The sequence below is a fragment of the Thalassobaculum sp. genome, assembly GCF_965223715.1.
Lineage (GTDB): Bacteria > Pseudomonadota > Alphaproteobacteria > Thalassobaculales > Thalassobaculaceae > Thalassobaculum.
Window position 1 is genome coordinate 3478943 of record NZ_OZ245012.1, and the last position, 17388, is coordinate 3496330.

General features: G+C 68.5%; 18 protein-coding genes. 9 read left to right on the top strand and 9 right to left on the bottom strand.

Annotated features, from left to right (window positions below; all coding sequences use genetic code 11):
- Positions 1–28: 28 nt before the first annotated feature.
- Positions 29–880 (bottom strand): GNAT family N-acetyltransferase, encoded by an 852-nt coding sequence (locus ACOQOP_RS16045; protein WP_420562821.1) that lies wholly within the window; start codon positions 878–880, stop codon positions 29–31.
- A complete protein-coding gene (gene puuE / locus ACOQOP_RS16050) occupies positions 880–1794 on the bottom strand; it encodes an allantoinase PuuE (RefSeq protein WP_420562822.1) in 915 nt (304 codons plus the stop codon). Before puuE ends, ACOQOP_RS16045 begins: the two co-directional genes overlap by 1 nt.
- 267 nt (positions 1795–2061) lie before the next feature.
- Between puuE and ACOQOP_RS16055 the strand changes: the two genes are divergently transcribed.
- Positions 2062–2946 (top strand): hypothetical protein, encoded by an 885-nt coding sequence (locus ACOQOP_RS16055; protein ID WP_420562823.1) that lies wholly within the window; start codon positions 2062–2064, stop codon positions 2944–2946.
- Complete coding sequence (locus ACOQOP_RS16060; protein ID WP_420562824.1) at positions 2939–3496, top strand: PAS domain-containing protein; 558 nt, start codon at positions 2939–2941, stop codon at positions 3494–3496. The genes ACOQOP_RS16055 and ACOQOP_RS16060 overlap by 8 nt, the downstream gene beginning before the upstream one ends.
- Before the next feature lie 11 nt (positions 3497–3507).
- On the opposite strand, the gene ACOQOP_RS16065 is transcribed toward ACOQOP_RS16060, so the two are convergent.
- Positions 3508–3957 (bottom strand): hypothetical protein, encoded by a 450-nt coding sequence (locus tag ACOQOP_RS16065; protein ID WP_420562825.1) that lies wholly within the window; start codon positions 3955–3957, stop codon positions 3508–3510.
- 132 nt (positions 3958–4089) lie between these two features.
- Here ACOQOP_RS16065 and ACOQOP_RS16070 point away from each other — a divergent pair, with 132 nt between their 5' ends.
- Genes ACOQOP_RS16070 through ACOQOP_RS16080 form a run of 3 tightly spaced genes read left to right on the top strand, consistent with a single transcriptional unit; the run spans position 4090 to position 6155 of the window.
- Complete coding sequence (locus ACOQOP_RS16070; protein ID WP_420562826.1) at positions 4090–4893, top strand: phytanoyl-CoA dioxygenase family protein; 804 nt, start codon at positions 4090–4092, stop codon at positions 4891–4893.
- 9 nt (positions 4894–4902) lie between these two features.
- A complete protein-coding gene (locus ACOQOP_RS16075) occupies positions 4903–5649 on the top strand; it encodes a class I SAM-dependent methyltransferase (protein ID WP_420562827.1) in 747 nt (248 codons plus the stop codon).
- Complete coding sequence (locus ACOQOP_RS16080) at positions 5646–6155, top strand: GNAT family N-acetyltransferase (protein ID WP_420562828.1); 510 nt, start codon at positions 5646–5648, stop codon at positions 6153–6155. Before ACOQOP_RS16075 ends, ACOQOP_RS16080 begins: the two co-directional genes overlap by 4 nt.
- Here the strand turns inward: ACOQOP_RS16080 and ACOQOP_RS16085 are convergent.
- Genes ACOQOP_RS16085 through ACOQOP_RS16095 form a run of 3 tightly spaced genes read right to left on the bottom strand, consistent with a single transcriptional unit; the run spans position 6140 to position 9181 of the window.
- Positions 6140–7030, bottom strand: a complete 891-nt coding sequence (locus ACOQOP_RS16085; RefSeq protein WP_420562829.1) for a GNAT family N-acetyltransferase — start codon at positions 7028–7030, stop codon at positions 6140–6142. The two genes, ACOQOP_RS16080 and ACOQOP_RS16085, sit on opposite strands and share 16 nt — an antisense overlap.
- The gene (locus ACOQOP_RS16090) at positions 7027–8052 is read right to left on the bottom strand and encodes a hypothetical protein (RefSeq protein WP_420562830.1); all 1026 of its coding nucleotides are present in this window, start codon (positions 8050–8052) and stop codon (positions 7027–7029) included. The genes ACOQOP_RS16085 and ACOQOP_RS16090 overlap by 4 nt, the downstream gene beginning before the upstream one ends.
- Before the next feature lie 7 nt (positions 8053–8059).
- A complete protein-coding gene (locus tag ACOQOP_RS16095) occupies positions 8060–9181 on the bottom strand; it encodes a DegT/DnrJ/EryC1/StrS family aminotransferase (RefSeq protein ID WP_420562831.1) in 1122 nt (373 codons plus the stop codon).
- Positions 9182–9303: 122 nt separating this feature from the next.
- On the opposite strand from ACOQOP_RS16095, the gene ACOQOP_RS16100 reads away from it, so the two are divergent.
- From ACOQOP_RS16100 to ACOQOP_RS16115, 4 genes are all read left to right on the top strand, one after another.
- Positions 9304–11376: a hypothetical protein gene (locus ACOQOP_RS16100; protein WP_420562832.1), complete on the top strand. Its 2073-nt coding sequence runs from the start codon at positions 9304–9306 to the stop codon at positions 11374–11376.
- A 148-nt stretch (positions 11377–11524) separates the two neighbouring features.
- Positions 11525–11989: a hypothetical protein gene (locus tag ACOQOP_RS16105; protein ID WP_420562833.1), complete on the top strand. Its 465-nt coding sequence runs from the start codon at positions 11525–11527 to the stop codon at positions 11987–11989.
- 74 nt (positions 11990–12063) lie between these two features.
- A complete protein-coding gene (locus ACOQOP_RS16110; protein WP_420562834.1) occupies positions 12064–13251 on the top strand; it encodes a hypothetical protein in 1188 nt (395 codons plus the stop codon).
- Complete coding sequence (locus ACOQOP_RS16115; RefSeq protein WP_420562835.1) at positions 13248–14417, top strand: DUF2061 domain-containing protein; 1170 nt, start codon at positions 13248–13250, stop codon at positions 14415–14417. Before ACOQOP_RS16110 ends, ACOQOP_RS16115 begins: the two co-directional genes overlap by 4 nt.
- A 168-nt stretch (positions 14418–14585) precedes the next feature.
- Here ACOQOP_RS16115 and ACOQOP_RS16120 read toward each other — a convergent pair whose 3' ends face one another.
- The 3 genes from ACOQOP_RS16120 to ACOQOP_RS16130 are packed head-to-tail and all read right to left on the bottom strand — an operon-like array spanning position 14586 to position 17321.
- Positions 14586–15257 (bottom strand): DNA-3-methyladenine glycosylase I, encoded by a 672-nt coding sequence (locus ACOQOP_RS16120; RefSeq protein WP_420562836.1) that lies wholly within the window; start codon positions 15255–15257, stop codon positions 14586–14588.
- Positions 15258–15282: 25 nt separating this feature from the next.
- The gene (locus tag ACOQOP_RS16125; protein WP_420562837.1) at positions 15283–16086 is read right to left on the bottom strand and encodes an enoyl-CoA hydratase; all 804 of its coding nucleotides are present in this window, start codon (positions 16084–16086) and stop codon (positions 15283–15285) included.
- A gap of 38 nt (positions 16087–16124) precedes the next feature.
- Positions 16125–17321, bottom strand: coding sequence for a CaiB/BaiF CoA transferase family protein (locus ACOQOP_RS16130; protein WP_420562838.1), 1197 nt, complete (start codon positions 17319–17321; stop codon positions 16125–16127).
- Between the last annotated feature and the right edge of the window lie 67 nt (positions 17322–17388).

Consider the following 17388-nt stretch of genomic DNA (forward strand, 5'->3'; position numbering starts at 1 on the left):
GCATTTCTCCTGGCGCGCCGGGTCGGGCTCAGCCCAGCTCGAACGTTGTCACCCCAAAGATTCTGGGGATGTCTAGCGCGGGGGCGGGGCCCGTGTACATGCGTGCGGTCTCGAAGCCCGGCGCGAGGCCGAGCGCCTCGGCCAGGGCGGTCGCCTGCGGGTTCGGCTCCGGCGTATCGAGATAGATCTCGGCGCCCATCCCCACCGCCGGCAGCAGATCCGCCAGCAGGGTCTCGGCCACCGCCCGGTCGGCCGCCACCAGCGGGGCGATCTTCCAGCCCGACCGGCAGGGTCGCGCCACCGCGAAGCCGGCCAGCGCGCCGTCGCGATAGGCGGCCCGGGCCAGGTGACCGGGGGCGGAGAACCAATCCTCCAGGAACGAGACGCGGTCGGCCGGGAACACCGTGCGGTCCAATGCGGCGACCTGTGGACCGGCCTCGGTCACCGCCTGGATCTCGATCCCCGGTGCGGCGTCCGGGATCACGGTCACCGCGCCGCCGTAGCGGATGTTGCGATAGGCCAGGACGAAGCCGGAGCGCTTGTAGTTCTCCTGCTCGGCTACCACCCCGTCGAGCCCGACCAGCCGGTCGCCTGCATGCTTCATGCCGGCCTGCCAGAGCCGGTAGCCGTAACCCTGCCCCCGGTGATCGGGATGGGCGATGTAGAACCCGAGAAAGGAGAAGGCGGGATCGTAGTTCACCACCGAGATCGACGTGATCAGCCGGCCGTCGAGATAGCCGCCGAGGAAGCCCTGCGGGTCCACCGCCCGGAAGCAGGCGGCGTCCCGGTTGCCCGGGTTCCAGCCCTCCGCCGCCGCCCAGTGGACCGCCGTCGCCACGTCGGTCTCGGTCATCACGTCGATCCTGTAGTCTCCCGCCATCAGGCATCTCCCGGTTTGTGGTGGTCGTGCCAGTGCCGGGCGATCGCGTCGCGCCGGCAGATCCAGACACGGTCGTGCTTCTCAACGTGGTCGAGGAAGCGCTGCAGGGCGGCGAACCGCCCCGGCCGACCGACCAGCCGGCAATGCAGCCCGACCGACATCATCTTCGGCTGGTCCGCCCCCTCGGCATAAAGCACGTCGAAGCTGTCGCGCAGATAGGCGAAGAACTGGTCGCCGGAATTGAAGCCCTGGTTGACCGCGAAGCGCATGTCGTTGGCGTCGAGCGTGTAGGGCACGATCAGATGCGGTGCCCCGAACTCGCGGGTCCAGTAGGGCAGCTCGTCGGCATAGCTGTCGCTGTCGTAGAGGAAACCGCCATGCTCAACGACGAGGCGGCGGGTGTTGGCGCTGCCCCGTCCCGTATACCAGCCGACCGGGCGCTGGCCGGTCGCCGTCTCGATCGCGGCGATCGCCCGGGTGACATGCTCGCGCTCGACCGCTTCGGGCACGTTCAGATAGTCGATCCAGCGGTAGCCGTGGCTCGCCACCTCCCAGCCGGCCTCGACCATGGCGGGCCCGACCTCGGCGTTGCGCTCCATCGCCATGCCGACGGCATAGACGGTCAGCGGCAGGTTGCGGCGGGTGAACTCCCGATGAATCCGCCAGAAGCCGGCGCGCGAGCCGAACTCGTAGACCGATTCCATGTTCAGGTTGCGCTGCCCGGGCCAGGGGGCAGCGCCGATCATCTCCGACAGGAAGGCTTCCGAGGCCGCGTCCCCGTGCAGGATCGCGTTCTCCCCACCCTCCTCGTAGTTCATCACGATCTGCAGCGCGACCCGGGCCCCGCCCGGCCATTTCGGGTTCACGGGCGTGCGGCCGTAGCCGACCATGTCACGGGGATAGGAAGTGGCCATGCCGTCGCGCCTCCTGCCGGTGCCGGTTAACCATAGGGGCGAGACTATAGACGGATGCGGCAGCACGCCGCCATGGGGGCCACGGAGTCTCGGCGGCGGTAACACTCTTTAAAATCAATCTAAGGAAAATATGTCTTTCTGCTCACAGAGGGTCGGAGCGACCAGACGGTCATGGGTTCAATGCCGCATATGTCGGAAACGGGCAGCCCGAGCGAAACGGGCGGTACGTTCGGCTTCACGTCCACATATCTGAGGCAACGCGACGCCGTGTTCGAGCGGACCGCGGACCGCCAGCCGGTGCTGCGCGTCGATTTCGGCGGCAACCGGGCAACTGTGCCGCTGACGACGGTGCCGGGGGCCGCGGACCTGTCGGCCGGGCACCCGGACATTGCCCTGCTGCGGCTTGTGGAGCCGGCGCTGCTGTACCGCGAGACGGTATCGGCGGGCGATCCGGTTCCGACGGAGATCCTGAGCGGCCGGCCCTCCTGGCAGGTACAGCCGCGCACGGCCAAGCGCGTGGAGCGCCGGATCCTGGAAGCGCTCTGCGCCCAAAGCGCCGGCGAGGGTGCCAAGGCCGAGGGCGATCCGGCCGAGACGATCGCCCGCCAGCTCATCGGTGTGGATACCCGTCGGGATGCCCGGGTCGTCCAGGTCCTCAGGGACCATCTGGATGCCGCCGTCTACGCCATGCAGCTCAGCGACGACGTGACCGCCTGCCAGCGCATGGTCGGCGAGATGGCGACCCTGGCGGTCCGACGCGAGGCCTTCGCCGAGCAGGATCGGGTGCGCGATGCGGCGCGGAAGCTGCGCCATGTCATCGTCTGGGCGACGAAACGCACCATGGCCCTGGACATGCTGGCGAACGATATCAAGGGTGCGATGTCCGACCGCGACCAGCTTACCGAACGCACCTGGCCGGCGATCAACGAATTGCGGGCCTGGGCGCTGGATCTGGCGCCCATCCTGCGGGCCTGGAACGAGATGGGGAAGGCTGCGGCCGATCTGAGAATAGGCGATATCGAGAACCTGCACCGGCTGATCACCATCCGGTTCAGCGACTTCGACCCGGCGATCTACCGCCAGCGTCGGGTCAGCCGGCCGCAGGAGGCCGAAGCAACGAAGGGGGCCCGCCGGGATGACGATCATGCGTAATGACCATCGCAGTGAGGACGACGCCATGGGCGACGCGGAGACGGTGTCCCCGGTGCACGGCAGCGCAAGCACCCAGGAGGAGCTCGCGCTGGACGAGATCGGCGCGTTCCCGATGCTCGCCGCCTGCCTGCGGGCCTGGGAAGCCAAGCGGCAGGGGGACGATCTGCCGGCCTCGCTCGAGGTGTCGGATCTGCCCGAGGCGGTGCTCGACTATACCATGCTGCTCGACTACCTGCCGGCGGAGCGCGACGCCGCGGTGCGGATGGTCGGCACCTATATCGGCGAGAAGGCCGCCTTCAAGGCGCAGGGCATGACGGTGCGCGCCTTCTTCGAGGAGCGCGACGCGGCGGTCGTCACCGATGCCCTGCGCGGCTGTGCCCAGAACCGGAAGCCGACCCTCGCCCGGCGGACCTTCGTGCCGATCGCCGGGTCGCCGATGAGCTATGTCCGGCTGATCCTGCCGCTCTCCGCCAACGGGCAGACCGTGACCGGGTTCTTCAAGACGATCGAGCCGTCCACCCTGACGGACTCGGCCTCCACGGCCGGCTGACCGCGCACGGGTCAGCGGGTGGAAGGCACCGGCTGCCGCCGCTCCATGACCTCCCGGGCGTAGTCCGGATCGATCTCCAGATGGCCGAGCGCGTCTTCGAGTTTCTCGAAGATCGCGAAGCTGATATCGACGTCGGACAGGTCGCGCAGGGCGTTCCAGAGCGGCATCAGCATCCGGGCGGAGGATGAATCGGACAGCAACGTGGCTCCCGCCCGCCGCCGGGCGCCGATCGCCTTCAACTGCTCGCCGCGGCTGAGATAGAGTTCCTTCATGCTCTCCAGCGTGGCGTTGGGTGCGCGCAGATCCGCCTCGAAGATGATCAGGGTGGCGAATTCGCCGCCCCGGCGCAGCACGGTGCCCGACGCGATCTGGCTGTCCACGACCTCGTCCCGGGTGATCTCTCCGGAATACCAGAAGACAAGGAAATCGCCGGACTGACTCGCGGCCCAGGTGATCGGCATCCGGAAACCTTCCCAGTTCGATGCGGCGCTTACTGGTTTGTTTATGATGGATTTTTCGCGTCGATGCCACCACCCGTGCATAGCGCGCGCCGGGCGGATATCCTGGGCGCGATCACACCGATGGAGTTGCCCGTGTCCGCTGCCATCACCTCCGTTCGTACCGGCGACACCGTCGCCGCCCTGGCGATCCTGGCCCGCGACGGCGCCGTCGATTTCCCCGGCATTCTCGCGCCCGACCGGGTGGAGGCGCTGCGGACGGGGCTGGACGCGGCGGTGGAGGACTGCGCCGCGGTGATGCGGACCAAGGGCATGGCGACATCGGATGCCGGTATCGCCCACCACGTCCTGGCCAGCCACGAGAGCTTCCCCGCGCTGATCGAGACCCTGCCCACCGCCGACGTCCTGGAGGCGTTCCTCGGTGGCAGCTTCATCGTCAACTCGTTCGGCGGGCTGATGAACCGGCCGGCCGCCAGCGGCGCCTATCTGCACCGCTGGCACCGGGACCTGCGCGCCTTCGCCGCCGGCGACGACCTGCGGCTGATGATCAACATGCTGATCACCCTCGACCCCTTCACGGAGGAGAATGGCGGGACCCTGCTGGATATCGGCTCTCACCGCGTCCTCGACCGCGCCGAGCGGGACCGGCAGGTCGCCATCTATCAGGCGCCGGCTGGCAGCGTGCTGCTGTTCGATTCGCGCCTGCTCCATGCCGCCGGGGCCAACCGGTCCGACAGCATCCGCCGGGCGCTGACCCTGACCTTCACACCGCCCTTCTTCAAACCGCAGATCGACCACGTGAAGCAGCTCGGCACACAGCGGGTGGCAGGGGCGAGCGAGGTGCTGAAACGCCGGCTGGGCTGGTACGCCCGCGTGCCCGAATCGCTGGACGACTGGTACAATCCGCCCGAGCACCGGTTCTACCGGGAAGACCGCTGAGGATCCGAGATGAGCGACGCCAACGCCAAGGACATCGAGTTCGCCTACGTCAACGACCTCGTCGAGGAGTACGACGAGAGCGAGTTCGATGTGCGCATGCGCGGCTGGATGATGCGGGCGATGGAGCCGTGGATGCCGTCCGCTGGCGCCTGCCTGCAGATGGGCTGCTACAAGGGCGACCTGACGGTCCTGCTGGAGGAGCGGTTCGGCCAGGTGGACGTCGTCGACGCGGCCGAGCGGTTCCTGGCGGTCACGAAGGGCCGGCTGAAGAACCCCGGCGAGTTCCACCAGACCCTGTTCGAGGATTTCGTCACCGAGAAGCGCTACGACGCGGTGTTCCTGGTCCATGTGCTGGAGCATGTGGTCGATCCGGTGGAGACGCTGGCCAGCATCGGCCGGCTTCTCGCCCCCGGCGGGCGGGCCTTCATCGTCGTTCCCAACGGCCATGCCGCCTCGCGCCGAATCGCCGTCGCCATGGGGCTGATCGAGCATTGTACCGCGCTCACGCCGAGCGACGTGAAGCACGGCCACCGCCGCACCTATGTGCTCGACACCCTGGAGAGCGATTCCCGCAAGGCCGGGCTGAAGATCGCCCATCGCGGCGGGATCTTCTTCAAGCCGCTGGCCAATTTCCAGTTCGACAAGCTGTTCGGCAGCGAGGTGATGAGCGACGCCTATCTGGAGGGCTGCTTCCAGCTCGGCTTCACCTATCCGGACCTGACGGCCTCCATCTTCGTGGTGCTTGAGCGGGAATGACGGTGTCCCTGCGGCCGCTGGAGGAGGCGGACCTCCGGCGTATCTACGACTGGCAGCGCGATCCGGAACTCTACGACCATCTGGTCGGCGCGCGGCGCGAGGTGGCCTGGGACGAGGCGCGGGACTGGATGGCCCGGCACTGGCTGCCCCAGGGCCCCCACCACCGCTACGCCCTGTGTGTCGAGGGGGAGATGGTGGGCTGCGTCTACCTGCTCGCCCCCGACGACGCGCCGGGCACCCTGGAGTTCCACATCTTCATCGGCACCGCCACCCGGCGCGGCCAGGGGCTTGGACGACGGGCGCTGGCCGACGCGCTCCGGATCGCGTTCGAAGAGCTCGACGCCGAGGCGGTGCGGCTGGAGGTGCTGGAGAACAATGCCGCCGCCCGCCGGATCTATGCCGATGCCGGGTTCGTGGAGACGGGCCGGCGCCAGGTCGAGAAGCGACACGGACCGGTCGCCGCGATCGCCATGACCCTGACCCGGGCTGATCACCGCCCGCGATAGGCCGGAAAGTAGCCGGTCGACGGATCGACGCCGGAGGCCGCCACGGCCGCGTCGTAGGCGGCCCGGTCCAGGATGAAGCCGCTCAGCCAGGTCGCCCGCTCGGCATTGGCGAAGCCGCGCTTGAAACGGGCGAGACCATGGGACGGGTCGTCGGTGAAGCCAGGCGCGCCGCCCAGATCCAGCACCCGGCAGTCCGGCAGCGCCTCGATCGCCGCGGCATAGAGCGCGTAGCTGGCACCGGCTTCATAGCCCGCTTCGCTGGACGCGCCGAGGTGGTTATGGGCCACCTCGCCGTCGCTCAGCCAGATCGACATCGCCACGATTTCACCCGCGACCCGCGCTGCGAAGACCAGGGCCTGCGGATCGCCGGCGAGGGCAGCGAAATGCCGGGCGCCGAGGCGCGAACCGGCCGCGATCTCGTGTCGCTCGGAAAGATGGCCGTAGAGATGCTCCCACCGGGGCAGGACCTCCGCCAGGTCGACGCGATCCACCGTCACCTGTCGCCGGGCGCGGCGGATCTCGTAGCGGTGATGCTTCGACGGAGTGAAGGGTCCGGCGTCGCGGTCGAGCACGTAGTGGGTCTTCAGGCGGCGGTGGACATCCGCATGCCGAGCCATCCAGGCCGCGTCCGGCGCATTGAGCGGATCGGCGACGACCGACAGGGAGACGGCCCCCACCGCGCGCATCGCCTCCACCCCCGCGCCGGGGTCGGTCTGGGCATCAAACCCACCCATGGGATAGGCGCTGGCCGCATCGATCGCGTCGCCCCCGGGGACCGATCGCAGCAGCACATGCCCGCCCCAGAGCGATGCCGCCCAGTCGCCGTCGCCGGCCAAGCTCTCGACATAGGACCGTCTGCCATAGGGTCCGCTCATGCCAGGGCCCGCCGCACGCCGTCGACCAGCCGTTCCATCTCGGCGGCACCGTAGCGGTGATCGACCGGCAGGGTCAGCATGCCGGCGCGCAACGTCGAGGCGACCGCATCCCCAGCCGCGGCCTGCCCTAGGTCACGCCAGTGCACGGCGCAGAACAGGCCCTCGGCGGCAAGTGCTGCGGCGAGGGCGTCGCGTCGCCCGGCGAGGGACAGGGGATAGCCGAACGGGGCGCGGGCATCGCGAAGCCGCCCGGCCAGGGGGGCCGCATGCGCCGCCAGTCGGGCGTCCAGGGTGGAGAAATTCGCCCGCCGCCGCGCCGCCAACTCGTCGACCGCCGATGCCGCGAGACTATCCCGCGTCGCCTCGGACAACGCGAAATCGGCGACGGTATGGGACCGCTCGACCTCCACATAGAGCCGGTAGGCCTTCGCCACCTCCTCCAGGTTCGAAGCGGCCGCCCGGGCCCTGGCGGCCCGGTCATGTCCGACAGGCGCAGGTGCGAGTTGCGGCACGGGCAGGGTGGAGACCGGTCCCACTAACACGCCGCCATCGGCGACGCCGAGCAGCTTGCGCGGGCTGTGGAGCCGCCAGGCGCCGGGCACCCCCTCGCCCGGATCCAGTGCCTGGGCGCGATCCTCGAGCCAGGTCACGTCGGTCCGCCGCGCGGCGAGCCCGCGCAGCCTCGGGCAGACCGGCGCCCCGAAATAGGCCACCGCCACCACCAGATCGCCCAGGCTCAATGCCGTCTCGAAGGCCGGGTCGTCCAGCTCCAGCGCCAGGTTGACGCCGTAGCCGCGAACGGAGGTTCCGGCAGCGGCGTCCATATCGGCGCAGAGATAGCGCGGGAGCCAGACGGTCCCCGGCGCCAGGCTGCGGATCAGATGGGCGACGGCGCTGCGGGCATTGTGAAACCCGAGCCAGCCGCTTCCCTGCGTCCAGCGCTCCAGCACGCTGCCGGCGCGTAGCGGCTCGCCGGCCGGCTCCAGGCCGAAGAAACCGCCGATGGGCAACGCGGCCGTCATCGGCGGGTCAGCGGCCCCGCAGGGTGTCGCCGACGATGGCGGCGATCTCGGCGATGTCGTCCCGGCTGAGACCCGGATAGCAGGGCAGACCGATGCAGCGCCGGGCCAGCCAGTCGGTGACCGGCAGCAGGTCGGAGCTGAACCGGCGATAGGCGACCTGCTTGGCGACGCCGCCGCCCCACCAGCGCCGGGTGCCCACGCCGCGGTCGGCCAGCGCCTCGTCGAACCCCTCGGGCAGCGCCTCGTCGCGCATCAGCATGACGGTCGAGGACGCATAGTCGTCGGCGCCGCCCGGCAGCAGCCGGATCCGGTTGTCCTGGGAGAAGCTGTCCCGATAGGCATGGGCGATGTCGTCGAACACCTTGCGGGTCTGCGGCCAGGCGTCGAGCGCGGCGAGGGTCACGGCGGCATGGTACTCGCTCATCTTGCCGTTGATCGCTCGGCTCTGCGCCACCCGGTCGCCGAGGAAGCCGAAATTGATGCATTTGCGGATCTCGTTGATCAGGTCGGTGTCCGTCGACACGGCGAAGCCGCCCTCGCCCGCCGCCAGGACCTTGGTGGCGTGCAGGCTGAACACCGCCGGGCTCTGCCCGACCGACCCCTTGTCGAAGGCGGCCGCCGCATCCACCACCACCGCCAAGCCGGTCCGGTGGGAGAGATCGTCCCAGGCGGCCATGTCGTAGGGCCGACCGAAGGGCGATACCGGCACCACCGCCACGGGCTCGCCCGGCACCCGTTCCAGCGCGCTCTCCACCCCCTGCGGCGTCAGCGCCCAACTGTCCTCGTCCACATCGACCAGATAGGGCTCCAGCCCGGCGGCCAACACCGCATGCAGGGTGGCGACGAAGGTCCAGGCGGGCAGCAGGCAATAGGCCGGGCCGTCATTTACGTTGCGCCGCCGCGCCTTGGCCTCCGCCTGCAACGCGGCCGTCAGCCCGGCGGTGGCGTTGGAGACGGTGGTCACGCAGGCCGGATCGACACCGTAGCGCTCCGCCAGCCGACGCTCGACCTCACCGACCAGGGGACCGAAGTTCGAGTAGTACTGATACTCGTCGATCTGCCGGAGATAAGGCAGGATCGCATCGGCAGTCGGAAGACTGGGACGCGCGACGGGAAAGCGCAAAGTCATGGCCGTGCCCTTGGAACATTGTCATGGTAGAGACCGTGATCGCTCCGATCGACATCCTGTAATCTAGCCCGTTTCTCTTCAGTCTGCCCCATGAAGGATCGCATCTCAGAGGAAGCCGATTTTTGACCGGAACTGCGCTCCCCATCGCCAGCATCGCCAAACGGCTGCAAAGCCGCCTGAGTGAAGGGCGCCTGATCGAGGCGACCGGCGACCTGCGCCGGCTCGGTCTGGCGATGCCCCATTCCGTCGGCCCGCTCCAGCTGCTGGCGAGCGTCGAGGGGCGAATCGGACACTATGATGAGGCCGGTCGCCATTTCCGCCAGGTCTTCGCACTGGATCCGCGCAATCTGGAGCATGTGCTCCAGGCGCTTGGCCTGCCGCCGGAAGCGGCCATCCCGGCAAGGCAGATCCGACGGGCGCTGATCGCCCATCCGCACCTGGCGCGAGGCTATGCGGTGCTCGCCGCCCAGTCTGACGGCAAGGCGACCGACAACGGTTTGCGTGCCGCCGTCCTGGTCCCGACCGACCCGGCCTATCTGGTACTCTCCGCGGTGCGGCTGCTCGCCCTCGGCCTACTCGCGCGCGCCGAACAGACGGCGCGGCGCGCCGCGGTAATCAATCCCATGGCCCATGAGGCCACCCTGGTCCAGGCAGAGGTGTTCCGCTCCCAGGGGATCGCCGACCGGGCCCTGAAACTCGCCCGCCGCGCCCTCGCGTCGGCCCCCGCGGACCCGAAGGCCTGGGTGACCGGGGCGGTCTGCGCGCACCGCATGTCCAAATTCGAGGAAGCCCGCGACATGGCGGCCACCGCAGCCACCCTGCGGCCGCGCGAGGCCGGTCACGCCGCCAGGGCCGCGACCCTGCTGCCGCACATCCTGACCTCGGAGGACGAGATCCACGAGATCCGGGAACGGATCGAGACCCTGTGCGCACGCGACGGCTTCGATCCGATCCGCGACCCGATTCACGAGGTGGGGACGGTTCCCTTCGCGCTGGCCTATCACGGCGTCAACGACCGGGCGCTGATGGAGAGGCTCTGCGCCTTCTACCGGCGCACCTGCCCGATGCTGACCATGACGGCCCCGCATATCGGCCGGGCGCGGCGGCCGGGAAAGCGGCGGGTCGCCTTCGTGTCGGAGTTCTTCCGCGACCACTCGGTCTACCACATGACCGAAGGACACCTGCGGATGATGGACCGCGACGAGATCGAGGTCTTGGTCGTCCATATCGGTCTGCTGCCCCAGGAGATGCACGACAAGATCGCCCTGATCGCCGACCGGGTGATCACCCTCCCGCATGTTCTGGAAACCGTGCGCCGGCGGCTCGCCGAGATGGAGCTCGACGTCCTGATCTTCGCCGATATCGGCATGACGGCCATGAGCTACTTCCTCCCCTTCGCCCGTCTGGCCCCGCTGCAGATCGTGCTGCCGGGACACCCGGTCACCACCGGGATCGACACGGTCGACCGGTTCTTCACCTCGGCCTGGATGGAACCGGACGACTGCAGTGATCACTACTCGGAGACCCCGGTTCTGGTCGACGGCCTGGCGATCGCCTATGGCGAAGAGCGCACCCGGCATGTCCCGGTACCGCGCGGCGAGGTCGGCCTGCCCGAGAGCGGTGCGGTGTATCTCTGCGGCCAGACGCCGGTGAAGATGCACCCCGCCTATGACCGTATCCTGGGCGACATCCTGGAGCAGGACCCGACCGGTACCGTCGTGCTGTTCGACGCCCCCGGCATCTACCGCCACATGACCACTGGACTTCTGGAGCGTCTGCACCGGTCCAATGCCGACCGGCCGGCGGTGCTCGAGCGGATCAAGCTGCTGCCGCGCCTGCCGTTGGACCGCTATCTCGGCGTCATGCGCGAGGCCGATGTCGTGCTCGACACGATCCACTTCAACGGCGGCAACACCACGATGCAGAGCCTTGTCCTCGGCCAGCCCATCGTCACCCTGCCCACCGACATGATGCGCGGCCGCGTCACCCTGGCGCCGCTGACCCAGATGGGGATGCGCGCGGAACTGGAGACCACGTCCGCCGACGCCTATGTCGAGCGCGTCGTGCAGCTCGGCCGGGACAGGGACAGGGCGGCCGACCTGCGCCAGCGGCTGCTGGCGGCGGCCCCGGCGCTGATCGATTCCGTCACCGCACCGAAGGCTTTGGAACGGCTCATTCTCGAGGCGCCGGACTGACCGCCGGAACGGTCGCTTATCCTTCAATCTTTATGGAATTAGATTGCCCCTCACCGTGGCTTCCGCGCATACTTGTAACAAGCGTATGGTAAGTGCGGGTTATGAACCTGACTACGCTCACCGACCTACCAGAAATGCGAGGGGAATGATGCGGCGAACTCTGACTGTTTCCAGCCTGGCGCTCGTGGCGCTTCTGAGTGTCGCCCGGCCGGCTTCCGCCGACACCACCACCACCCTGGCGCAGACCTTTGCGCTGACGCTGGCCGGAACGATCATCGGCGCCTATGGGCTGCCCTATGTGCTGCCGGCCGTGGCGCCGACCGTCGGGTCGGCCTACGCGGCGACCGCCGGCGCGGTGAACGGGGCCCTGACCCCGATCTTCTCGGCACCCGCCACGGTCGCGGCCGGCTACACCGCGACGGCCGGCGCCATCGATGGCGCGCTGACGACGGCGGGCACCTATACGGTGATGGAGCCGCGCCTGATCGGCGCCATCGGCGGCATGGCGATCGGCCTGATCAGCGGCCTGTACGTCTTCTCCGAGCCGGCCGCCGAGGAGGTGGCCACCGGCCCGGTGGAGACGACGAACACCGTGGTGATGCTCCAGCAGTAATCCCAGGACCCATCGGACGCACCGTCCGATGGGCTTTTTCATAGTCGAATGCACAACTTTGTGGGGTTTTACGCATGCTCCGCGTACTTCTCGGCGACTGGCGGCATCAGGGCCGCGCGATCCTTCTCGCCGCGCTCTGCCTCTCCTTCTGGTCCACGCAAACGCACGCGCTTGAGGTTGGAGAGACCCTGACCGGCTTCGCCGAGCTGCGCGGCCGGCAGGTTCCCCTGCCCGAAGGTACGTGGACCGTCGCCGGCCTCGGCAACAATACCATCGTGTCCGGCGTCGCCGGCGCGTACGGGACCATCGAGAATGCCGTGCTCCTGCAGTTGAACGGCGACAAGGTGCGCGGCATCGTCGAGATCAACACCAACGCCATCTCGGTGACCGAGGGCTGGGGCACCACGGATGCCTGCCTGCGCGACGGGGTCCTGGCCAAGCTGAACCTGTACCGGACCGCGGTCGACGGCTTCTGCTATTTCGTGACCGAGACCTCCCGGCCCGCCGCTAGCGGCACCGAGGCCTGGGAGGCGGCCAAGGCCTTCGCCGCCGAGGGTGGCTACGCCCTGCCGATGGAATGGCTGACGGTCGGCTTCCGGCTGTCCAACCGCCACGACATTCTCGACGCCCGCTACCACTTCGACGGGCTGGAACTCGGCACCCTCGCCCCCTCGATCTCCGTCTGGACGCCGGAGACCGTGGTCGACGACCCGCAGAAATACGCGGTGGTGAACGACCTCAACGCCTGGGCCGGACTGACCTCCGAACTGTTCGAGGCGGGCCTGCGCGGCCGGCTGTCCGAGCGTCTGCACGGTCTGTCCGTGCCGCAGCCCCTGGCCCTGGTGGAGGACGGGAGCGTGGATCCCGGCGCCATCGGCCGCGCCAGCAAGGCCGCCCGCAAGCGCGCGCTGGAGGATCTGGCCGCCGACGGGGTGATCCGCCAGGACGACCTCGCCGCCTATTTCGCCGCGGTCGACAACACCGCGCCGCCGCCGACCCTGGAGAGCTACTACCAGACCCTGGTCGCCAAGATGATCTCGTTCAACCTGTTCCGGGTCTCGGTCGACTACCTCCTCGCCTACATCGTGACGGTGAGCGCCGCGGTCTCGGGCTACATCACCACCGCGATCGTCGTCACCCATTCGATGGCCCAGATCGCCAACGACCTGGCCTGGGATTCCTACATCGCCGGCCAGCGCCGGGACGGATCGGAACTGGTCGAGTTCGGCTATATCGCCCAGCCGGTGGAGAAGCGGTCATGAGCGCCCGTCTCGCCTCCCTCCTCGCCGGCCTCGCCCTGACGGCCGTGATCCTGTTCCCGGCCCCGGCCTCGGCGATCTCCGTCGGCGACACGGTCAGCGACGTCCTGCGGGTCTCGGGCAAGGACATCCCCCTGCCCGCCGGCCCTCATACGGTCATCGCCGTCGACTTCGCGCGGATCTCCCAGCCGGAATACGGCCCCCAGGTCAATCCGGAAGACTATGGGCCGATCCGCCACATCACCCTGGTCCGCGCCGAGGACGGCATCGTCGCCGACGCGGTCGAGATCGTGGTCAACACCCTGGCCCATCCCGACGGCTGGGGGATCGCCAGCGACTGCAGCCGCGACGACATCTACGCCACCCTGACCCGCTACAAGAGCGGCTGGGACGTATCCTGCATGTGGGTGCTGCCGGCCTCCTCCACCTGGCTCGGCGACACGGTCCGCCCGATCGACGAAGCGGTGAAGACCCATGCCGACGCCAACGGGCTCGCGGTCCCGCAGCTCTTCGTGGAGGCCGGGTTCCGGGTCGCCAACCGCTACGACGCGGTGAATGTCCGCTACCAGTTCGCCGCCATGGAACGGGGCGCGCCGGCGGCCGGCACGGCGCTGGAGCCGTGGCTGCCCAGCCGCATCGCCAATGCGCCGGAGCCGCTGGCCAAGGTGCAGGCGGTCGCCGCCTGGGCCAGCTCGATCTATCCCGCCGTGGAGCAGGGGCTGCGCATCCCGCTGGCGGAGGGGACGAGCTTCGCCAACCCGTTCGACGACATCGCCTTCACCGGCAAGGCCACCGACCGGGCCCAACGCCTTGCTCAACTAGAAGTGCTGCGGGAGTCGGGCACGGTCAGCCTCGAGGAATACGCCCGGCAGAAGGCGATCATCGAGGCCGAGGTGGAGCCGAAAGCGGAGAACGCGTGGACCTACGCGACCGTCGCCGGGTACAAGGCCTTCACCTACCGGGTCGTGGTGACGACGATCAACGCCGGCATCGACTACGTCTTCATCGGCCAGCCCTTCGCGGCCGGCGTGCTGGTGATCCTGCAGGTGGTGGTCAACACGACGAAGTTCTTCTTCCACGAGGTGATGTGGCAGGAACTGTTCGGCGTCGGCCCGCTTCAGCGCGAGAACCCGCGGGTGATGGATTTCGTGGTCGCACGGGCGGCGTGAGCTAGGCGCAACGCCCCCTCTCCTCGCATCAGCCATTCCCCGGCCTCGTGCCGGGGCCTACGGAAAAGCGCGCCCGGCGGCCGGCTCAAAGAAACGCCTCCGCCCTTGCAATCCTGGCGTAGGCCCCGGCACAAGGCCGGGGAGTGAGGAAGAGAGCGAGGAAGGGAATCACCCCACCCCGAAGGCCAGAACCCGGCTGATATGCGACAGTGGGCGCTCTGACTCCGCCGCCCAGGCGTTGAACGCCGCCTGAACCGCCGCCATGTCCTTACGCGAACTCGGCTCCTTGTCGACCACGCCCTCGCGGATCAGCGCCTTGACCACGTCCTCGGACAGCACGTAGCCGTCGCGGCCCATGAAGCGCATCGTGATCGCCCCGACCCGGCCGCCGAGGCGGGAGCCGCGCTTCTTCAGCATGTCCAGCAGCCCGGCATAATCCTCGGCCGGCCACTCGACGAAGCACTTGGCCGCCGATCCGTATTCGGCTGCCAGATCCTGCAGGAAGGCGGCGTTCTCGCGCACCGAACGGATCTTCGCGCCGTTGCGCACGATGCGGGAATCGGACACCAGGGCGTCCAGATCCTCGTCGCTCATCAGGGCGCAGCGGCCGACATCGAAGCCCCAGAACGCGGCCTCGAACCCGTCCCACTTGCTGTCGATGACCTTCCAGTTGAACCCGGACTGGAAGATCCGCCGGGTCATGTCGGAGAGCCACCGGTCGTCCGGGATCGCCGCCAGCTCGGCGGCGGGTTTCGGATTGGTCAGCAGCGCTTCCAGCGCCGCGTCGCCGCCCTTGCGGGCGGCGGCACGGGCATGCAGGTCGGCGAAGGATGCGGCCATCGCACCCGTCTCCCTGGTTCCGGCGTCAGGTCGCCGTGAAGTTGGGGGTGCGCTTCTCCATGAAGGCGGTCCGGCCTTCCTTGTAGTCGTTGCTGCCGAAGCACTTGCGCACGGCGGCGTCCGGCTGGGACAGGTCCCACTCGCCCTGGGGCTTGGCCAGCTCGATCAGCGAGGCCTTCACCGCCTGGACGGAGAGCGGCGCGTTGCCGGCGATCCGGTCGGCCATCGACCACAGCACGTCGTCGAGCTCGGCCTTCGGCACCACCCGGTTCACCAGGCCCATGATCCGCGCCTCCTCGGCGTCGAACTGGCGGGCGGTGTAGAAGATCTCGGCCACGAATTGCGGGCCGACGATGTCGTACAGCCGGCGCACGCCCTCAAAGGCGTAGCCGATGCCGAGCTTGGCGGCCGGGACCGCAAAGCGCGAATCATCGGAGCACACGCGGATATCGGCATCCAGCGCGATGGCGAGGCCGCCACCGATGCAGTAGCCGTTGATCCGCGCGATGGTCGGCTTGCGCAGGTTCTGGACGGTGTCGTGGAAATCGGCGACCGCCTGGTTGTAGACCTCGATATGCTCGACCGAGGAGCGCTCGTTCTCGAACTTCGAGATGTCGGCGCCGGCCACGAAAGCCTTGTCGCCGGCACCGGTCAGCACGACGCAGCGGATCTCGTCATCCTCGGCGAAGGTGGCGACCGCCTCGCGGCCCTCGCGCCACATGTCGAGCGACATGGCGTTGTGCTTGGCGGGGTTGTTGAAGGTCACCACGCCGACGCGCCCGCGGCGCTCGACGAGAAGGCGGTTTTCGGAAGCTTCGGCTGTGGCCATGGTCTTGCTGGCTCCTGAGTTCTGTCTGTTCGTATGACTTAGATAACGCTGCGGCCGCGCAGATCCGCGATCTCGGCCGCGCTGTAGCCGTGCTCGGCCAGGATCTCGTCGGTCTGCTCGCCGGGATCCGGCGGGTAGACGACGATCTCGCTCGGGGTCCGCGACATCTTGATCGGCTGGGCGACCAGATCGATCCGGCGGCCGACATTCGGCGAGTCGACGCCGCGCTGCATGCCGAGATGCTGGATCTGCGGATCCTGGAAGACCTTGTCGATGGTATTGATCGGCCCGGCCGGCACGCCGGCCTCGTTGAACAGGTCGACCCATTCCTCGGACGACTTGGTGCGGGTGACCTCGTCGATGATGGCGTTCAGCGCATGGCGGTTGGCCGAGCGCAGCTCGCCCGTGACGTAGTCGGGATGCTCCGCCAGGTCGTCGCGGCCGATCGCCGTGCAGAACCGTTTCCAGATCGCCTGACCGGCCACCGCGATGTTGATATGACCGTCGGTGGTGGTGAACACGCCGGTCGGAATGGAGGTCGGATGGTCGTTGCCCGCCTGTTTCGGCACGTTGCCGTCCATGGTCCAGCGCGCAGCCTGGAAGTCGAGCATGAAGGTCATGGCCTGCAGCAGCGAGGTCTGCACCCATTGGCCCTTGCCGCTCTGCTCGCGCTCCAGCAGAGCGACGAAGATGCCGATGGAGGCGAACAGTCCGGCGGTCAGGTCGGCGACCGGGATGCCGGCGCGCACGGGGCCCTGGCCGACCAGGCCGGTGATGCTCATCAGCCCGCCCATGCCCTGGGCGATCTGGTCGAATCCCGGGCGCTTCTCGTAGGGGCCGTCCTGGCCGAAGCCGGAGATGGAGGCGTAGACGATGCGCGGGTTGATCGCCGACAGCGTCTCGTAATCGATGCCGAGCCGGGTCTTCACGTCGGGGCGGAAATTCTCCACCACCACGTCGGCGCTCTCCACCAGCTTCTTCAGGACCGCGACGCCGTCGGGATCCTTCAGGTTCAGCGACATCGCCCGCTTGTTGCGGTGCAGGTTCTGGAAATCCGAGCCGTGACGCTTGCCGCCGAGCTGGTTGCCGCCCTCGAGCGCCTCGGGCAGCTCGACCTTGATGACATTGGCGCCCCAGTCGGCGAGCTGGCGCACACAGGTGGGCCCGGAACGCACCCGGGTGAGGTCCAACACCTTGATGTGCTTCAGGGCGTCGGAGGCTGGCGTGAACGGCATTTATGTTCCTCCCATTGAGCGCGGGCAGACTAGACGACCCCGGCAGGTGCGCCAATCCTCACAATGA

Excerpts from the sequence above, each read along its gene's own strand:
- ACOQOP_RS16115 (WP_420562835.1), top strand. The coding sequence starts at position 13,248 with ATGAGCGCCCGTCTCGCCTCCCTCCTCGCCGGCCTCGCCCTGACGGCC.
- ACOQOP_RS16120 (WP_420562836.1), bottom strand. The coding sequence starts at position 15,257 with ATGGCCGCATCCTTCGCCGACCTGCATGCCCGTGCCGCCGCCCGCAAG.
- ACOQOP_RS16085 (WP_420562829.1), bottom strand. The coding sequence starts at position 7,030 with ATGAGCGGACCCTATGGCAGACGGTCCTATGTCGAGAGCTTGGCCGGC.
- ACOQOP_RS16065 (WP_420562825.1), bottom strand. The coding sequence starts at position 3,957 with ATGCCGATCACCTGGGCCGCGAGTCAGTCCGGCGATTTCCTTGTCTTC.
- ACOQOP_RS16075 (WP_420562827.1), top strand. The coding sequence starts at position 4,903 with ATGAGCGACGCCAACGCCAAGGACATCGAGTTCGCCTACGTCAACGAC.
- ACOQOP_RS16045 (WP_420562821.1), bottom strand. The coding sequence starts at position 880 with ATGGCGGGAGACTACAGGATCGACGTGATGACCGAGACCGACGTGGCG.
- puuE (WP_420562822.1), bottom strand. The coding sequence starts at position 1,794 with ATGGCCACTTCCTATCCCCGTGACATGGTCGGCTACGGCCGCACGCCC.
- ACOQOP_RS16090 (WP_420562830.1), bottom strand. The coding sequence starts at position 8,052 with ATGACGGCCGCGTTGCCCATCGGCGGTTTCTTCGGCCTGGAGCCGGCC.
- ACOQOP_RS16095 (WP_420562831.1), bottom strand. The coding sequence starts at position 9,181 with ATGACTTTGCGCTTTCCCGTCGCGCGTCCCAGTCTTCCGACTGCCGAT.
- ACOQOP_RS16060 (WP_420562824.1), top strand. The coding sequence starts at position 2,939 with ATGCGTAATGACCATCGCAGTGAGGACGACGCCATGGGCGACGCGGAG.
- ACOQOP_RS16110 (WP_420562834.1), top strand. The coding sequence starts at position 12,064 with ATGCTCCGCGTACTTCTCGGCGACTGGCGGCATCAGGGCCGCGCGATC.
- ACOQOP_RS16130 (WP_420562838.1), bottom strand. The coding sequence starts at position 17,321 with ATGCCGTTCACGCCAGCCTCCGACGCCCTGAAGCACATCAAGGTGTTG.
- ACOQOP_RS16105 (WP_420562833.1), top strand. The coding sequence starts at position 11,525 with ATGCGGCGAACTCTGACTGTTTCCAGCCTGGCGCTCGTGGCGCTTCTG.
- ACOQOP_RS16080 (WP_420562828.1), top strand. The coding sequence starts at position 5,646 with ATGACGGTGTCCCTGCGGCCGCTGGAGGAGGCGGACCTCCGGCGTATC.
- ACOQOP_RS16125 (WP_420562837.1), bottom strand. The coding sequence starts at position 16,086 with ATGGCCACAGCCGAAGCTTCCGAAAACCGCCTTCTCGTCGAGCGCCGC.